The sequence below is a fragment of the Lysinibacillus sp. NPDC048646 genome, from assembly GCF_050272295.1.
In the GTDB taxonomy this organism is placed as follows: Bacteria; Bacillota; Bacilli; order Bacillales_A; family Planococcaceae; genus Lysinibacillus.
The window spans coordinates 64205-81391 of record NZ_JBNNLZ010000002.1 but is presented as its reverse complement, the minus strand read 5'-3'; the positions used below and the strand labels follow the sequence as shown (position 1 = coordinate 81391).

17 protein-coding genes are annotated in these 17187 nt (G+C 40.1%); 10 read left to right on the top strand and 7 right to left on the bottom strand.

What is annotated here, in order from left to right:
* Positions 1 to 106: 106 nt before the first annotated feature.
* From ACQKII_RS02640 to ACQKII_RS02620, 5 genes are all read left to right on the top strand, one after another.
* Positions 107 to 490, top strand: coding sequence for a sodium:proton antiporter (locus tag ACQKII_RS02640; protein ID WP_427456079.1), 384 nt, complete (start codon positions 107 to 109; stop codon positions 488 to 490).
* Between the two features lie 610 nt (positions 491 to 1100).
* Positions 1101 to 2195, top strand: coding sequence for a glutamate 5-kinase (gene proB, locus ACQKII_RS02635; protein ID WP_427456077.1), 1095 nt, complete (start codon positions 1101 to 1103; stop codon positions 2193 to 2195).
* 12 nt (positions 2196 to 2207) lie between these two features.
* Positions 2208 to 3458 carry a glutamate-5-semialdehyde dehydrogenase gene (locus ACQKII_RS02630; RefSeq protein WP_427456075.1) on the top strand — a complete coding sequence of 417 codons (1251 nt, stop codon included), beginning with the start codon at positions 2208 to 2210 and terminating at the stop codon, positions 3456 to 3458.
* 324 nt (positions 3459 to 3782) lie between these two features.
* A complete protein-coding gene (locus ACQKII_RS02625; RefSeq protein ID WP_427456073.1) occupies positions 3783 to 4661 on the top strand; it encodes a DMT family transporter in 879 nt (292 codons plus the stop codon).
* Between the two features lie 11 nt (positions 4662 to 4672).
* Entirely contained in the window at positions 4673 to 5635 is a 963-nt protein-coding gene (locus tag ACQKII_RS02620) for a carbohydrate kinase family protein (RefSeq protein WP_427456071.1), read from the top strand.
* Positions 5636 to 6448: 813 nt separating this feature from the next.
* On the opposite strand, the gene ACQKII_RS02615 is transcribed toward ACQKII_RS02620, so the two are convergent.
* Complete coding sequence (locus tag ACQKII_RS02615; RefSeq protein WP_427456069.1) at positions 6449 to 6754, bottom strand: Dabb family protein; 306 nt, start codon at positions 6752 to 6754, stop codon at positions 6449 to 6451.
* A gap of 188 nt (positions 6755 to 6942) precedes the next feature.
* Between ACQKII_RS02615 and ACQKII_RS02610 the strand changes: the two genes are divergently transcribed.
* Positions 6943 to 7332: an RDD family protein gene (locus ACQKII_RS02610; protein WP_427456067.1), complete on the top strand. Its 390-nt coding sequence runs from the start codon at positions 6943 to 6945 to the stop codon at positions 7330 to 7332.
* Between the two features lie 160 nt (positions 7333 to 7492).
* Here ACQKII_RS02610 and ACQKII_RS02605 read toward each other — a convergent pair whose 3' ends face one another.
* The gene (locus ACQKII_RS02605) at positions 7493 to 7822 is read right to left on the bottom strand and encodes a hypothetical protein (protein WP_427456066.1); all 330 of its coding nucleotides are present in this window, start codon (positions 7820 to 7822) and stop codon (positions 7493 to 7495) included.
* A gap of 363 nt (positions 7823 to 8185) precedes the next feature.
* Between ACQKII_RS02605 and ACQKII_RS02600 the strand changes: the two genes are divergently transcribed.
* Entirely contained in the window at positions 8186 to 8683 is a 498-nt protein-coding gene (locus ACQKII_RS02600; protein ID WP_427456064.1) for a sigma-70 family RNA polymerase sigma factor, read from the top strand.
* Positions 8676 to 9953 carry a hypothetical protein gene (locus ACQKII_RS02595; protein ID WP_427456062.1) on the top strand — a complete coding sequence of 426 codons (1278 nt, stop codon included), beginning with the start codon at positions 8676 to 8678 and terminating at the stop codon, positions 9951 to 9953. Before ACQKII_RS02600 ends, ACQKII_RS02595 begins: the two co-directional genes overlap by 8 nt.
* A 176-nt stretch (positions 9954 to 10129) precedes the next feature.
* Here the strand turns inward: ACQKII_RS02595 and ACQKII_RS02590 are convergent, their stop codons facing one another.
* The 3 genes from ACQKII_RS02590 to ACQKII_RS02580 all read right to left on the bottom strand — a co-directional run bounded on the left by ACQKII_RS02590 (position 10130) and on the right by ACQKII_RS02580 (position 12271).
* Positions 10130 to 10702: a hypothetical protein gene (locus ACQKII_RS02590; protein WP_427456060.1), complete on the bottom strand. Its 573-nt coding sequence runs from the start codon at positions 10700 to 10702 to the stop codon at positions 10130 to 10132.
* Between the two features lie 494 nt (positions 10703 to 11196).
* Complete coding sequence (locus ACQKII_RS02585; protein WP_427456058.1) at positions 11197 to 11829, bottom strand: YczE/YyaS/YitT family protein; 633 nt, start codon at positions 11827 to 11829, stop codon at positions 11197 to 11199.
* A 1-nt stretch (position 11830) separates the two neighbouring features.
* A complete protein-coding gene (locus ACQKII_RS02580; protein WP_427456056.1) occupies positions 11831 to 12271 on the bottom strand; it encodes a GNAT family N-acetyltransferase in 441 nt (146 codons plus the stop codon).
* Positions 12272 to 12726: 455 nt separating this feature from the next.
* Here ACQKII_RS02580 and ACQKII_RS02575 point away from each other — a divergent pair, with 455 nt between their 5' ends.
* A complete protein-coding gene (locus ACQKII_RS02575; RefSeq protein WP_427456054.1) occupies positions 12727 to 13179 on the top strand; it encodes a MarR family winged helix-turn-helix transcriptional regulator in 453 nt (150 codons plus the stop codon).
* Between the two features lie 45 nt (positions 13180 to 13224).
* On the opposite strand, the gene ACQKII_RS02570 is transcribed toward ACQKII_RS02575, so the two are convergent.
* Positions 13225 to 14583, bottom strand: coding sequence for an aspartate aminotransferase family protein (locus ACQKII_RS02570; RefSeq protein ID WP_427456052.1), 1359 nt, complete (start codon positions 14581 to 14583; stop codon positions 13225 to 13227).
* A 150-nt stretch (positions 14584 to 14733) separates the two neighbouring features.
* Between ACQKII_RS02570 and ACQKII_RS02565 the strand changes: the two genes are divergently transcribed.
* Complete coding sequence (locus ACQKII_RS02565; RefSeq protein WP_427456050.1) at positions 14734 to 16371, top strand: PucR family transcriptional regulator; 1638 nt, start codon at positions 14734 to 14736, stop codon at positions 16369 to 16371.
* On the opposite strand, the gene ACQKII_RS02560 is transcribed toward ACQKII_RS02565, so the two are convergent.
* Positions 16360 to 17187 carry an ABC transporter permease gene (locus ACQKII_RS02560; RefSeq protein WP_427456048.1) on the bottom strand — a complete coding sequence of 276 codons (828 nt, stop codon included), beginning with the start codon at positions 17185 to 17187 and terminating at the stop codon, positions 16360 to 16362. The two genes, ACQKII_RS02565 and ACQKII_RS02560, sit on opposite strands and share 12 nt — an antisense overlap.

The following is a 17187-nucleotide window of genomic DNA, read 5'->3' as shown; positions in this document are numbered from 1 at the left end:
CATACAATTATGCTCGTTTACGCAACACTTTTCTCTTTCGATACATTATAATAGATACTAACGACATGTATTTAGCTGCGTTGTTTTTAGAAAGAGGTGATCGTCAGTGGCAGTAAGTGATATTGTAAAAGAATATGAAAACGAACATGGTGACTTCTGTTATAAAATGAAGTCACACGAAATCGATGTTCGGGCCGTTCAAACTTCTGGTTTAGCACCTGTTATTACTTATTGGATGGGCGACAAAGAAATTACCGAGGACATTCGGAAATTGCGTTTCAGTCCAAGACCCCCATCTACCTATATTCAGGATTACGACGAATTTCAATCCATGTTATATGCGAAAGAACAACGTGCGATCAACCAATTATACGAACGACTTAGCATCAAACCGAAAAATATGACGACGGGAAAGCATCTTTTATGGAGTTTCTTTGTGATGATTTTGGCAATGCTCCCTTTGTTCATCGCAATTTGGTGGTATAAATAGTCTTGAACCTTGTTATTTATTCACAACTTTCTATTAACTTTCCTTTTCAGCTTGACAGACATCCAGAAGTAGTGCATTCTTTATTCAATTACTATAAAAAGCGTACGAAGATTAGTAATTAGATACTGCTTGATAAGAGAGCGATGCCCATCGGCTGCAAGGTATTGCACAAGTAAGACTAAAGAACCTACTTCGTAAAACGTCCTAGCCAAACTAGGCGCAGTCTCAAGCGTTATGAGGAAAGTGGAATGTCTATGGGCATTCAATGTAGGTGGTACCACGGAAAGCAAACCTTTTCGTCCTAATTTCTAGGACGGAAGGGTTTTTTTATTTTATCCCGTATTAACGGTCAGTAAGTTGCCATCTCTATAGTGGAATGCTGCTAACGAGTTAAGTGGGCAATCAACTGACCGTAAATGCCCGATTGGTTCGGGGCAACAGATGTTTTATGTGCGAAAGCGAAGCGGCAGCGACAGGATGTTGGTCACACAAGCTTTTTCACAGGATGTGAAGGTTTTAGCTTGTGTTCCTCTATTTATTGTGAGGATGAAGAAACCCCACTGATTGAAGTTTCACTTTATCTCGTAATTGGCGAACAGGAGGAATTGTGATGGAAAGAAAGAGAATCGTTGTAAAAATTGGCAGCAGCTCCTTAACAAATGCAAAAGGTGAGATTGATAAGGTGCGTTTAATGGATCATGTCCAGGCGATTGCAGAGTTAAAAAAATACGGTCACGAAGTACTACTTGTGTCATCTGGTGCAGTGGCGGCCGGCTTTAAACAGCTTGGCTACCCCTCTCGTCCCGTGACCGTAAAGGGCAAACAGGCTGCAGCTGCTGTGGGACAAAGCCTTCTTATTCAAACCTATCATGCGTTATTTAGCATTTATGATATCGTGCCTGCTCAAATTTTATTGACACGTACTGATTTTTCAAAAAAGGAACGCTATAAAAATGCCTATGCCACATTTGAGGAACTATTAGAGCGCTCTATGCTCCCAATCATTAACGAAAATGATACGGTGTCGGTCAGTGAATTAACGTTCGGTGATAATGATATGCTCTCTGCTCTTGTTAGTGGACTTGTCCATGCAGACCAACTCATTATCCTGACTGATATTAATGGTTTATATAATGCGAATCCAAATAAAAACCCACATGCGCAGCGCATTGATCGATTGACAGAGGTAACCGATGAAATGCTAGGCTTTGCAGACGGTGCGGGCTCTAAGGTCGGTACTGGTGGTATGGAATCTAAATTACTGGCAGCTCGTTCAGCCTTAAATGCGGGCGTCAAGGTGTTTATAGGTACTGGTCATGGTGCGCGTAAACTTGTCGATATCTTGGATGGCCGCGGAGATGGAACGTATGTGGAGCATGATGCACTAGCTGTATTAACGAATAATAAACAGTGGATTGCACTTACGGAAGTTTCTGGTAAAATTTTTATAGATAGCGGTGCCGAACATGCACTGTTAGCTAACGGCAAAAGCTTGTTACCAGCAGGAGTATTTCGCGTCGAAGGTGATTTCGAATATGGAGACGTGGTTGAGGTGTACAGTGAAAATGGCTTACTTGGACGTGGCGAGGTCTTGTATTCATCCCTCGAGCTAGCACATGCGATGGGTAAACGTACAGATGAGTTAACGAAATACCCAATTGAAGTGATCCACCGAGACAAATGGCTAAAAATACAAACCAATTAGGGAGGAATTTTGATGACAAGTGAAGTACAGCAAAAAGGCAAGCTGGCAAAAGCCGCAAGCTATATATTAAATATTAAAACAACGTGCGAAAAAAATGAGGCGCTGACAAAAATTGCTGAGCAATTGGTGCTTGATCAGGAAGATTTAATCGCTGAAAATGTAAAGGACCTAGCAATTGGCAAAGAAAATGGCATGCCCTCTTCTACACTGGACCGCATTATGCTGAATAAAGAACGTATTGAGGCAATGGCAAGTGCAATTGACTTGCTCGTAAAATTAGATGATCCAGTTGGTAAACTTCTTGAACGCATAGACAAAGAAAATGGTCTTGTCATCGAAAAGCGCATGGTCCCACTTGGTGTTATCGGGATGATTTATGAGGCACGTCCGAATGTTACCGTTGATGCTGCTACGTTATCATTGAAAACTGGTAATGCAGTCATTTTACGTGGTAGTTCCTCTGCTAAATTTTCGAATGTGGCGCTCGTGGCAAGTATTCATCGTGCCCTTGAAAAAATATCAATCCCTGTTGATGCAGTGCAACTAATCGAGGATACGAACCGGGAAACCGTGAAGGAATTGTTCCATTTAAAACAATACTTAGATGTGTTAATCCCTCGTGGAGGAAAGGCACTCATTGATTTAGTGGTAAATGAGGCATCCGTACCGGTGCTCGAAACAGGGGCTGGTAATTGCCATATTTATGTAGATCGAACGGCCGATTACATAAAAACAGAAAAAATTTGTATCAATGCGAAAACGCAACGCCCTTCTGTTTGTAATGCCGCAGAAAGTTTACTGATTCATCCAGATTGGTTTAACGAGCACGGTACGCAGTTACTAAATGCCCTTCATCATGCAGGTGTAACCATCATTGGCGATGCAACCGTTTGTCAAGCTGTTGATTTCGTACAACAAGCGACAGAAGAAGATTATGGAACTGAATATTTAGATTTAACAATAAGTGTGAAACTCGTTGAAAACGTTTATGAGGCAATTGAGCATATTAATAAATACGGGACGAATCACTCTGAAGCTATCATTACAGAAGAGCAATTAGTAGCCGATACCTTTTTAAATAGTGTGGATGCGGCTGCTGTCTATCACAATGCCTCTACCCGCTTCACCGACGGCTTTGAATTCGGCTACGGGGCTGAAATCGGGATTAGTACGCAAAAATTACACGCACGCGGACCAATGGGATTACCTGCGTTAACCTCTACAAAATATTTCATTCACGGCGACGGACAAATTCGAGAATAAAAGAACCATATTTTATGTGAAGCTGACAGTTGGCATACGCTGTCGGCTTTCTCTTTTTTTGGCAAGAACCATACTAAATGTGCAGGTGACAAGAGCGATAACATGTGACACCTGCGCGATAAATGGGTTTACCTGAGCGGGAACACGGTGTACCCGAGCGTTAAACGACTTTACCTGAGCGGGAACACGGTGTACCCGAGCACACGAGCGATTAGCGACTCTACTACGCCTTACCCAGGTAATCATTTGCACAAGCCAAATGTGTGGTGCAAATGTCAAATCAATAGTTAGAATTATTACTTTTTTACAGAAAGAAGGTTGAATATGAACGTTTCAGCAATCATCAAATTGACAGTATCGATGGCCATTTTCGGTTCTATTGGTTTTTTCACAATACATACAGGGGTTCCTGCATTGGAGCTCGTCTTTATCCGATGTATTTGCGCGACCCTCTTTATCGGAGGGATGTGGCTCGCAACCGGTGGCCATAAAACCGAAAAATGGGAGAAAAAAGAGGTAGTGCGCACGCTTATATGTGGCGTCTTTATCGTCTTAAACTGGGTATTCTTATTTAAAGCATTTGAAGAGATGTCCATTTCTATTGCCATCTCCATCTATAATATAGCGCCGATTTTTGTGTTAATTTTCGGGGCATTGTTCTTAAAGGAAAAGATGACTGTACGGGCCCTTCTCGCAACGTTGACATGTTTTATCGGCAGTATTTTCATCATTGGTTTAAATAATTTTATATCGCTGTCTGAGTTTATGCAGTCCGGTTTTGTTTGGGCGCTACTGTCTGCATTATTTTATGCGTTTACAATGCTCACAAGCAGAACCATTTCAAATCTTAGCTCCTATGCATTAACGTATGTACAAACGGCTGTTGGAATCGTCATGCTGCTACCTTTTGTGGATTTTTCATTATTTGAGGGTTTAACTACAACAAACTGGCTCTATATATTAGGCACTGGCTTTATCCATACAGGATTTGTCTATTATTTATTTTTTGATAGTATTCGTAGCCTCTCCACGATTTTGGTGTCGGTCTTAGTATTTGTAGATCCAGTTGTCGCTATTTTACTAGATATGCTGTTCCTTGATTTTATGCCGAGCCTTTTACAAACAGTTGGCATTTTGCTTGTTTTTGGTGGTATTATTTACACCGTTTATATACCAAAACCGAGAGTGACAAGTCGTGAATGAGGAGGTTATCCATGAGCAAGCTTTATACCATCGGTGAGTTATTAATTGATTTCACACCAACAAAACAAAGCGGTTCCCTTGCTTCAGTCGAGCATTTTACGAAACATGCAGGTGGCGCCCCTGCGAATGTTGCAGCTGTTTGTGCCAAGCTTGGCCAACAGGCTGCCCTACTCTCTCAAGTAGGACAAGATGCATTTGGTGACTTTTTAATCGAAACTGTGAAGCGTGCAGGTGTGGAAACAGCTTATATTGCGCAAACGACTGAAGGTGAAACAAGCCTTGCCTTTGTTTCTTTGACAGACAAAGGAGACCGCGACTTTTTGTTTTACCGCCGACATGCAGCGGATTTATTGTATCGCCATGAGCAATTGCCGTCTAATTTGCTGACAGCGCACGATATCCTACATTTTTGCTCGGTCAATTTAGTGGAAAGTCCGATGAAGCGAACACATGAAGCATTGATTGAGCAAGCTCATCTTACTGGCTGTCTTGTGTCTTTTGATCCAAACATACGTCTTGCTCTTTGGCATGACGCCGAAGCCTGTCGGAAAACGGTCGTAGAATTTTTACCGAAAGCCCATATCGTCAAGCTTTCAAATGAAGAGCTATTGTTCTTAACACATATAGAAGATGAACAACAAGCTGTTCATGCATTATTTCATGGAAAGATACAAGTCATTTTCGTTACGCATGGTGCAGACGGTGCTACCCTTTATACGAAACAGCAACATGTCAAAGTAGCGGCTGAATTCGTGCATGCCATTGATACAACCGGTGCGGGAGACGCCTTTATCGGAGCAGTTTTAGCGATTTTGCTTGATAAGCATATAACAGTAGGGACACTCCAAGCCTTTTGTGAGCAATTTGCTAGCACGCTTCTCACATTCGCCAACCGCTATGCCGCAACATCAACTGAAAAACATGGGGCCATTGCTTCCTACCCTACTAAACATGAAATGCCATTCACTTTTTAGCTACCACCATGCCCACTGGTTTTTTAAGATGAACATATATTATTTCTAAGAAAAAGCACAGAAGGAAAGCTAGTAATAAACATTGGTTCACGCGGTGAATTTAAGCTAAAAGAAAGTCTGTCCAAATCAGTATCTGGTAAGACTATGATGAAGACCTAAAGACAGCCAATAGTTCCTCATGTGAAAGAAGTTAATGGGAATGGAGTTCTTTTTATTATTCATAGCATTAATCATATTAAATTGCATTGTAATACCACTATCTAAAAATTCAGTGAATAAATGGACTGTATCGGGTGTTATCGTTATAATATGTTCCCCTCTAGTGTTCTATATGGCGGGCTCTATATTTGGTTCTATTGTAGAAAGTGGTTTTAGAGGTGCATTTTTCGGATTAATTTCTGGCGGACTATTTTTTTAAAACGGTATCATTTTTTGTTCAAAGGGTTATTGCTTACACGTAAAAGAGTTTGATAAAATACCAAACTCTTTTTCTTTTTTCTTTCGATAGTACGAACATTCACATAGGAAAAATAGAGACGTTCTGTTACAAGTACTATGCTGTAGATTTCATAAACTACCATTTCTCTTAAAGTGAAGTCAAAGTCAATCATATGCGGCCATGGAAACATATCTCCTAAAGTAATCAATTCTGTTGCGATGTACAAAATAATGATCATAAAAGATGTTTCAATGTTATTAAAAAATATAAATATCGCAATATCGCTAGGTACAACCCTAATGAATATGCACTTTACAGGATATTTTAAGGATTCGACGAGAACACTCGTGACTTCAGTCGTGAGAGGTTCAAAGTTACTCCTCTACCTGAAAGTCAATACAAACTCTGTCTTTCACGACTGAAACTACAAATTGTCTTACGCGTTCATGTTCAGGATGAACTGGATATTTTTGCAAGTGAACTTCACTCTCAAATAGACTATCTAATATGATTTCTCGATTACTAGATGCTAAAGGATTTATCATGACATTTAACGAGAGGATACCATCAATTATCTGTGACAGGCTTTCCAATTCATTTTTTATCCTTTGCGCATGAATGGCCTTCTCTTCATCATTAAAATCTTCTTTATGGTTCCACATAACTATATGTCTAATCATTTATATCAGCCTTCCCGGGGTAATTATTGTAATTTTCAGTACTTTATACAAAAGTAACATAGCAACTGGCATCACTCAACTATTAAATTTGCGCTGACATAGCATATTCAGTTGCTAGCAATATGTTGGAACTTCTTGCTTTGTTATCCGTATTATTAGAGACGAATGCAATAAGAGGAGGAATTTAGGTGAAAGCGATTACGAAAAAACGAACGAAGGCATTTTTGATTGACTTGGCCGTTTCTACCGCGGTGACAGCTGGTGTTGAATATGTCCTGCGAAAAAAAGTGAAAAATGAAGCGGTGCATGCCCTGGTCACACCAATGGTAGTCATGTGGTCCCTTGAATACGCGCAGCTGCGCCAAAATGGACAAACGATTGGTTACAAGAAAATGGGACTAGCTCTTGAAAATGAAGACGGTTCAAAGCTATCTACTGATCAAATACTTAAACGCATGGCTTACCGAGATACAGTAAGCACTTTCGATTATTTGAAGAATCGTAAAGCATTTGAAAAACAACATGGAGAAATTCTTCCCCACGACCGCTTTGCAGATACAGTCGTAAAAGAATTATAAAGGGAAGCTTCAATCAGTGGGGGGTTTTTCATCCTCCATCGAAAAGCTAAGGGGGCCACCTTTTTAGGTCAGCCCCTCCCTAATTGAAATAAATTGTGTTTTTGTCTGTAATAATAGCTGTTATCCAGTGCTACCCATAATGCATAGATCAGTCAACAACCTATTCTAGTAGTTTTCCTACTAATAGAATGAACATTAAAAAAACTGATAATCCTAAAGTAATAATTATCGTCGTAACACTGCGTAACATGCCTTGCCGGTCCGTAACCCCTGAAAAACCAAGTAATCCAAAGAAGAAGGTTACTGAAGTTATACATAAAACAATCGTGAAAGGATGCAATCCCAAAATAGCATGATCTCCCCCACTAATAGAAGGAACGATAAAATATAATAGAATACAGATGAGCGCCGAGAAAAATGACCATTTGTTGATTTTTTCTGTCCCTTTAAAACCCCTAATATCTTTTAGCGATTCTTGAAAATCATTCAATGCAAGTCCCCCTTTAATCCAAACCACCATCTATATATAATAAAATTACAAAATAAACTAAATTATACCATATATGACTATTAAATCATGCCATGTACCATGATAAGATTGACTCTACTTTATTAGCAAATTTTAATTTTTTTATAAAATAACTGTTTATTTGGTACGCCCTTTTCTGTAAGTCCTCGCTTCATTATTCTGCTCGCGTCCAGCGAATATTTAAGCACAGGCATTATTATGTGTATCGTTAATGGATGGATAGACAATCTCTATATTGTAAAAATATTTATATTTTTCATTTTTTGAACAATATTCGTAATTGTTTACGTCTAATTATTAAAAGACCAGTAAGGTGATGATACTATGGAACAGCTTGTAGAGGAATATGGAGAATACCTATTCCATCTCAGCTATTTATATGTGAAGGACAAGCAACTAGCAGAGGAAATTACACAAGATGTGTTTTTTACGTATGCCACAAAGAAGGATGCGTTTCGTGGTGAGGCTGCACTGAAAACATATTTAACGAGAATATTAATTAATCGATGCCATGATGAATTACGGAAAACGAAGCGAAAAAATGTCCTGCAATTTTTAACGCCGTTTTGGACAAACGAAAAATCTGCAGAGCAGGAAGTAATGAAGCAACAACAATTTCAAACATTAAAGCAGGAAGTAATGAGGCTACCAATCCACTACCTAGAAGTCATTATTTTGTTTTATTATGAGGACTTTGAAGCATGGGAAATTGCCGATTTGCTAGGTATTTCTCAAAATACAGTGCGCACACGATTACGTAGAGGAAAGGACTTACTAAAATCAAAATTATCGACACAGGCGGAGGTATTTATTCATGAATAATTTTAAAGAGCAACTAAAACAGGAGCTTCGTACTGACGCACCCTTTACTGCGGATATGAAGCAACGCATTGTCAATAAACAACCAAAAACAGCACATGCTAAAAAATTTAATTGGCAAGTGTCCATTATTTCACTGGCCTTTGTGCTAATTTTAGGTTTTGTCGTAATGCTGCAAGTTACGCCAAACGGAGCGACGGCGTCAAAAACAGTGGAAACCTTACCCACAGACCAGCCGAACGGAGTGACAGCGTCAAAAACGGTGGAAACCTTACCCACAGACCAGCCGAACGGCGTGACAGCGTCAAAAACGGTGGCAACCTTGCCCACAGACCAAAATGAGCTTTTTGATTTACTACAACAAAATGAAACGGTGCTACCCATTATCGAGCCAAATGGGCAATTAGTTGTCCAACCGACTATCGGATATTTAATGGGGAAGCAATTTGGATTGAGCAGTATTCCAATGGTGATTGAACCCGATGCAGAAATAAAAATAGGAGATTATATTGCCTACTATCATAAGAACGATATTATTGTTGCTCCTGTATTCGGAGTTGCGGGAGATAAAATACAAACATCACATGGACAAGTGACGTTAAACGGTAACTTTCTAGCTCTGCCCGGCGCAGTTGCGCCCATCGTATTCGAGGATGCCGAACAAGAGACCATTTTTAAGTTTTATTTTAGGGACCTGGCAAATTACCATAAAACAAAAATGAGATATATTGATGTAGACCTTGACCCATTGCATGAAGATGAGTATGCCGTTTATAAGAATGAGGTCGGTCAGACAGTATCAGTCATTAATGATGCCCAGATTGCTGGGAAAGTCATAGGACTGAAAAATCTTGAGCCAACCTTTACGTTAACAACTGATGAACAAACACTTTATGATGCTTTTAAAGAAAATTATGATTTGTCTGTACTTGTAGGGACTGAACCTTTAACCATTGCGAAAATGTATGTGCTAGCAGAATCTGAAGGAGATTATGAAACAAAATTTGCGTTCAAACCCACGCCTGAACGTCTTACGCGATTGGAAATCGTAAAGTATATACAGGACAAACAAAAAATCAGGAGCTATTATTCTACAAAGAAAATTCAAAGGCTAGTAAGTGCATACAACTATAACGGTATTGAGGATGCTCAATTTGAACAAAGTAGTGAAATCGAAGGAACTATTAAATTCACCCCAACGTATGGGGATGTTTGGATGTTAATAAGAATGATTAAAAATGAGCAAGGCATTTGGCAACCTACAACTAAATGACGTTTATAAAGAGTATTAGGGAGCTGTCTTTTTAGGACAGCTCCTATTTCATAAAGAATCAAGGCGTTTTGGGAATAAATTGGCTTATGTCTTCTGCTATAATAGCTGTTTCCCATGGGTACCAATAATATGGAGTTCCGTCAAATTGCACGCCATATAGATAAGCAATGGGTTCATCAAACAACCTCATAATAGATCGGATCTCCATTCGTCGTATTTGGTTGAAATGCTAGATTCTCTTCACTCGAATTTAATAGTTCCAAAAAACGAGCAATATCCTCGTCATCTTTTATATTTGCTAGCTGTTTTGGCCCCTCTTGTGTATAGGCTAAATAAATTTCAATGTGCTGCACTTTATCCAATGGCAGCTTGTTAAAATCCCATTTATTTTCTGAACCTTCTCGAGCAAAATATATCCGATACCCATTGGCCACACTTTCATCTTTTACCGCTAATAAATCCTCTTGCCCTTCAATCGAAAAAAGTTTCGTGCCCTTTTCGTGAAATGCGGCATCTCCATCCTTTGTTTTATACGATGTATTCGTCACATTGTCTGCCACTTTAAAATTGACCGTGCCGATTTCTTTACTGATATATTGTTCATCCGCTAATACGCCCGAATAGAGTGCAGTATAGTCTTCCCCATCCCAATTGATAAAATCGCCCCAATCAATAATGGTCTGGCTCCCACCGAATATCGCGGGTTGACAACCGGCTAACAAAACAACTAGAAAACTAGCATCATCCATTTTTTCATCGCATTCCCCCCATTTACTTAGTAGACTTCGCCCCCTGTAAAAAGTGACATAATTTGAGAGTGATGGCTATCTGTATTTCGCAAGGATTTAGATTTTTTTTTCGCGAGTATCTCTGATGCTTCCCCGAGTCTAGCCTCTATTTTCGGATATTCCGATTCATCTCGGGGTATTTCTGCTTCTTCCACGGGTATTCAAGTTCTTTTCGCGAGTATCCTTCGCTTCCGCGGATATTCCAATTCATTTCGCGGGTATACCCTCTTCTTCCGCGGGTATTCAGGTTCTTTTCGCGGGTATCCTTCGCTTCCGCGGATATTCCAATTCTTTTCGCGGGTATTTCCTCTTCTTCCGCGGGTATTTCAGCTGCTATCGCGGGTATTCCCTCTCCTTCCGCGGGTATTTCTCAACCAACAGATATTATGATGGAGCGTCATTAGATAATAAGCAGTCTGTGAATTTTTCACAGACTGCTTTTTCGATGTGTTTTATTAAGAATGACGATAATGTGGTTGCTGCGCATTTACTAGTATGTTCTCAATTAGCGGCATACAGTAATTTAGGATAGGGCCGCCTAAGAAAACGGTTAGCACAGTGCCGACACCTATCGGACCGCTAAAAACGAAGGCTAATGCTAAGAAAATAATATAGATAAGCGTTTTGGAAAACATGATGCTTTTCCCCGTTAAGTCACGAATAATGAGCATGGAAAAATCGATTGGATTGGGTGCAAATTTGGCTTGCAAATAAATGGCCGAACCAAGACCGATAATCAGTAATCCAATCGCCAGACAAATCACTTTGCTTACGAAATGTGTCGGATGCATAATATCGCCAAGTAAAAATAGCCAGGCATCAATACAAACCCCTGTCACGAAAGCGGTTAATAATCCTAAAAATGCGGGTCGTTTACGTGCAAGGCAGGCATTGCAAAAAATGATGATAAAAGACGTAATGATTTCCCAGCTACCTACTGTTAAGCCGATTTCCTTCGACAGTCCGACTAATAGAGCATCGAATGGTGATGTACCAAGTCTGGACTGCATCGTGAAACATACTCCGAGCGTTAAAATACCTATGCCAATCACATATAGCGTATACTTCCATTTTCTTGACAAGAACATCCTACGCCTCGCTAAACTGCTTTTTCATTAAAATATGTGGAATGCCACCATCCATAAATTCCTCACCCGTGCGCTTATAACCGTATTTTTCATAAAAGCCCTCTGCATATACTTGCGCGTTAAGTTTGGATTTCATTAAGCCTTTTTCACGTGTCATCTCCTCCAATTTTTGAATGATGACTTTACCGAGCCCGTACTTACGGAATGCTTGCAGAATACATATGCGTTCGAGCTTACCGTAACCATCTACGACCCGTAAACGGCCTGTGCCAATAGGCTGACCATTGAAATACACAAGAATATGTTCACAGGCAGCACCGAGTGCGTCAAATTCATCATATTCTTCGTCTTTTGGTATTTGTTGTTCCTCTATAAACACTTTTCTACGAATGGCAAATGCCGTTTGTAAATCCAGTTCTGTTGTAATTATTTTTGCGTCCATCAATATGAACCTCCTGTACGTATAACTTAACTGTGGATAAAATCGGAACATCGCTGATAGAATCTCTTTTATCGATGATAGAACTCGCAACTTCGCTGATAACATCACTTTTATCGATGATAGAACCTGCAACTTCGCTGATAGAATCTCTTTTATCGATGATAGAACTCGCAACTTCGCTGATAACATCACTTTTATCGATGATAGAACCTGCAACTTCGCTGATAACATCACTTTTATCGATGATAGAACCCGCAACTTCGATGATAACATCACTTTTATCGATGATAGAACCCGCAACTTCGATGATAACATCACTTTTATCGATGATAGAACCCGCAACTTCGCTTCAATTTTACTAATAATATGCAGTGAATTTATTCATCACGGATGATACTATATAGTATAGACCTATTTTTATTGCAAATACAACAAAAATTTCAGGGGGAGTACTTATGAAAGAGGTTTTACGGGATATTGGCGCGATTGCACGGGCACTTGATTCGATAAGTAATATTGAATTTAAAGAACTAGATTTAACAAAAGGACAGTATTTATATGTCATTCGCATCTGTGAAAACCCTGGTATGATTCAAGAAAAGGTGGCGGAACTATTAAAGGTGGATCGCACAACTGCTTCTCGTGCTATTCAAAAGCTTGTCACGAAGGGTTTTATAGAGAAGCGCTATGATGCACACAACAAGAAAAATAAGCATTTATTTCCAACAGAGAAAAGCTTAGCGTTATATCCCTTTCTAAAACGTGAAGGCGATTATTCGAATGCCCGGGCATTGGATGGTTTTTCGGATGAGGAAATCGACTGCATTCATCATTTATTAGGACGCGTCCGCCAAAACATTGAAGTCGATTGGGACTATGTAAAAAAAGGGCATAAACGACACTATTAAAAAGGCGACTCCTTGTGTAGAAAAACACTGGGAATCGCCTATTGCTTATGCATTTGCGGCAAATACTTTTTTCAGTACTGCGCTAATAAATTCTAAGTCCTCATCCGTACAGCACAGTGGTGGGCTTAATGTCAGGATATTGTTGTAGCCCTCTACCGTATCGCCGTTTTTGCCAATAATCAGTCCGTTAGCTTTACAATCTGCGATAATTTTTGCTAGCCGTTCAGGTTTTGCTGGCACTAGGGTTAGCTTATCTTCTACGAGTTCAATACCTACGAGGAATCCTAAGCCACGAATATCCCCTACAAACGGCAACTCCAATAAGTCTTGCAAGTCATGTAAAAGTTGTTCGCCTAAATCCTTGGAACGCTGTACTAGCTTTTCTTCTTCTAGAATTTTAATATTTTCGAGGGCGACAGCACAGGCTGCCGGGTTCCCACCGAATGTATTGACATGTCGGAAATGGCTATAGCCATCCGTTTCTTTAAATTTTTCATAAATATCTTTTCGTATAGCGGTAATGGATAATGGTAAATAGGCACTTGTTAGCCCTTTGGCCATCGTGATGATATCAGGTTTAATAGCAAAATGCTGATGTCCAAACAACTGACCAGTTCGACCAAAACCACAGATTACCTCATCAATAATGAGGAGCACGCCATACTTCTGACAAATACGTTCTACTTCCTTGACATAGGAAGGATGTGGAATCAGTACGCCACCGCCTGTAATAATCGGCTCCATAATAACAGCGGCAATCGTTTCTTGTTGCTCCCAAATAATTTTTTCTTCGATTTCTCGTGCACGTTCTAGATTATACAGCTCAATGGATTGCCCCTTTGGACGACGATAATTATCTGGCGGTGCAACGTGCAAAAATCCTGGTGCTAACGGTTCATATTTGTACTTTCGTAGCGCCTGCCCTGTTGCGGCCAATGCTCCAAGAGAGCTGCCATGGTACGCACGATAGCGTGAGATAATTTTAAAGCGCTCGCCTTCACCGTTTTGATCATGGTATTGACGTGCCATTTTGAAAGCAACCTCATTTGCATCAGAGCCACTATTTGAGTAAAAAATCATATAGTCATCTTCTAACAAACTATTCACTTTTTCCGCCAACTGAATGGCAGGTTGATGACTTTGTGTCATCGGTGCATAGCACAGTTTTTTCAGCTGCTCATACGCTACTTGTGCAAGACGCTCTCGCCCGTAGCCAACATTGACAGCCCATAAACCGGACATGCCATCTAAAAAACGATTGCCAGCACTATCCGTGATCCATGCACCTTCACCGTGTTCTACTATCATGGGTGGTGCTTTTTCGTTATATATTGAGATGTGATGCCAAACGTTTTCACGGTCTTTTTGCTGTAAGGTATTCGTGAAATTGTCGTTTCGCTCCATATATATGACCTCCGTTCGTTCATAACAATGGCTAGCCATATCCCCTTTAACATCCATTGCCTTATGACGATAGTTTTAATGTATTGAAATTTTCTGATTTCTCTCACATAATAAAGTATTATTGTATATTCGAAGGGCAGGTGCTTATTTATGACAAAATATCCTCTACTCGTGCGAGATGTATTAAAGCGAAAACATTTTGAATCTGCCAAGCTCATCGCAGGTCATCAAGGCGTAAATCGCCAAGTGCTATGGACACATATTTTAGAAATTAAAGATTTCGATTCGTTAATCAATGGTGGTGAGCTGATTTTAACGACTGGTGTCGGTTTACAATTAGAGCGCACAACGCAAATCGCCTATTTACAAAACTTGATTCGCAATGATGCTGCCGCCCTTTGTATTGAAATTGGTGACTATTTTGACCATGTGCCCGAGGAACTTGTGGCCCTGGCAGATGAACATCATTTTCCAATCATTATTTTCGACAAGATTGTACGTTTTATTGATATTACGCAGGATTTACATACGTACATCATTAATCAACATCAGCAAGCGTTGACGCAGCTTGATACCATTTCCAAAACTTTTATGGAGCTGTCGTTAATGCCTAATGGCATACTAAAAATTTTACAGGTGCTCCATCAAGATACCAATGCTCATTTTTTATTTGTGTCGGAAGATACGAAAAGCTTTTATTATCCTGTAGAAGCAAAAAAACATTTACGTCTTATTGAAGCGCATTGCCAACAGCACGATGTACAAGAGCCGATCCATTTACTAGCCATTCAAAGTGACCATTTCGTCATAATCCCTGTCAACGGCCTTGGACAAGTTTGGGGCTATTTATGCATGCATACAAAGCTGCCAAAGCCAAGTAATTATATGCTTTTAAACCTTGAACGTGCGACGATGTCTATTGCCCATATTTTAATGCGCAACCGTATGCTACAGGAACGTCAACAAAGTCGGGAGGATGAATTTATCTTAGCCCTCATTCAAGGACAACCTGTTGATATTCAACATTATCAAAGCTATCTTCCGATTGAAAGCCGCAACTTATTTCATCGTGTGGTCGTGCTGAATATTCATTATCAAGCTCACATCGTTTCGGAGGAAGACTGGCAGGAAGTACAATTGCATAATGCCATGTATGTCCGCTCGATTTTAAAAAAGCTGGGTTTTTTCCCGACCGTTTCTGTGCGTCAGCATGAAATTATTATCCTTGCGTTTTATATTGCGGCTGACTCTGTGAAGGAAAGTCAGGATAGCTTTGATCAAGCGATACAACAAATTGTTTCTCGCAAAGCACCACAGCCTTTCAATCAACTAGCCATCACTTTCGGTATTAGTAATGTCTATCAGACGATTGAGTCAGTACCTCGAGGCTACAAGGAAGCAAAATCTGTCATTCAAATGCAACATAATCAGCTTGCTTCCTCAATTTACTTTAAGGATTTAGGCGTGTACCGACTTTTATTACAGCAAGATAACGCCACCCTTTTACAGTACGTGAAAGATTATTTACAGGAAATACTGCTGATCGATCAAAAAAATGGCAATGACCTTTATCAAACGCTTTGTGTCTATTTAGCCTGTAATGGTGCAAAAAATGATGCGGCGGAACAATTATTTATCGTACGCCAAACGTTATATAAACGCATTGAGCGGCTCGAAAGTATTTTAGGTACTGACTTTTTACAAGCCCCCTACCGTCTTAATTTAGAAATGGCCATGAAGGCCTACGAATTATTGAACAAAACAGCGCCTGATTTGCTACGACTTTGAACGAGGGTCCATATAATCGCGCAGTGCATTGCTTAGCATATACAACCCTAGCACTAATACGGTGATAGCCCCCCCTGGCGCAAAGGTATACCACGGTGCTTTTACTAAATACGCTTGCGAATCTTTAAGCATACGTCCCCAGCTTGGGTTTGGTGGTTGTACCCCAAGCCCTAAGTAACTGAGTGCCGCCTCAGCTAGCATCGCCGTCGCAAAAGTTACGGTAGCAGCTACAATAATTTGTGATGAGATATTCGGTAAAATATGGCGGAACATAATTTTATAGGGCTTCACGCCAATCAATTTTGCGGCCAGCACATATTCTGCATCGCGATGCTGTACAAAGCCACTACGAGAAATCCTAGCAATAGCCGGTATCGCAATAATCCCTAGCGCAATAGCCGTGTTGACAATCCCTGGTCCAAAAATCGCCACAAGCATTAGTGCTAAAATAATGCCAGGGAAGGCCATTAATGCATCCATAAGACGCATAAAAATCTCATCAATCCAACCACCCACATAACCAGCTATGCCACCAATTAAAATACCAAATGACGTACCTATTAGGACCGTCAGTAGCCCAACCGCAAATGCCGTTTGCGTACCTTGCATAATGCGACTAAAAATATCACGGCCAAATTCATCGGTTCCAAAGAAATACGACCTACTTGGACCACGTAATTTATCAGGGATGTTCATGGAATTCACATCATGTGGCGTGTAAAAGAAGCTGACAATCATCACCAAGAAGAAGCCGACGATAACAAGCAGACCAATGATTAAGTTTATGTTTTTCGTATATCTCTGTATAGTTTTCAT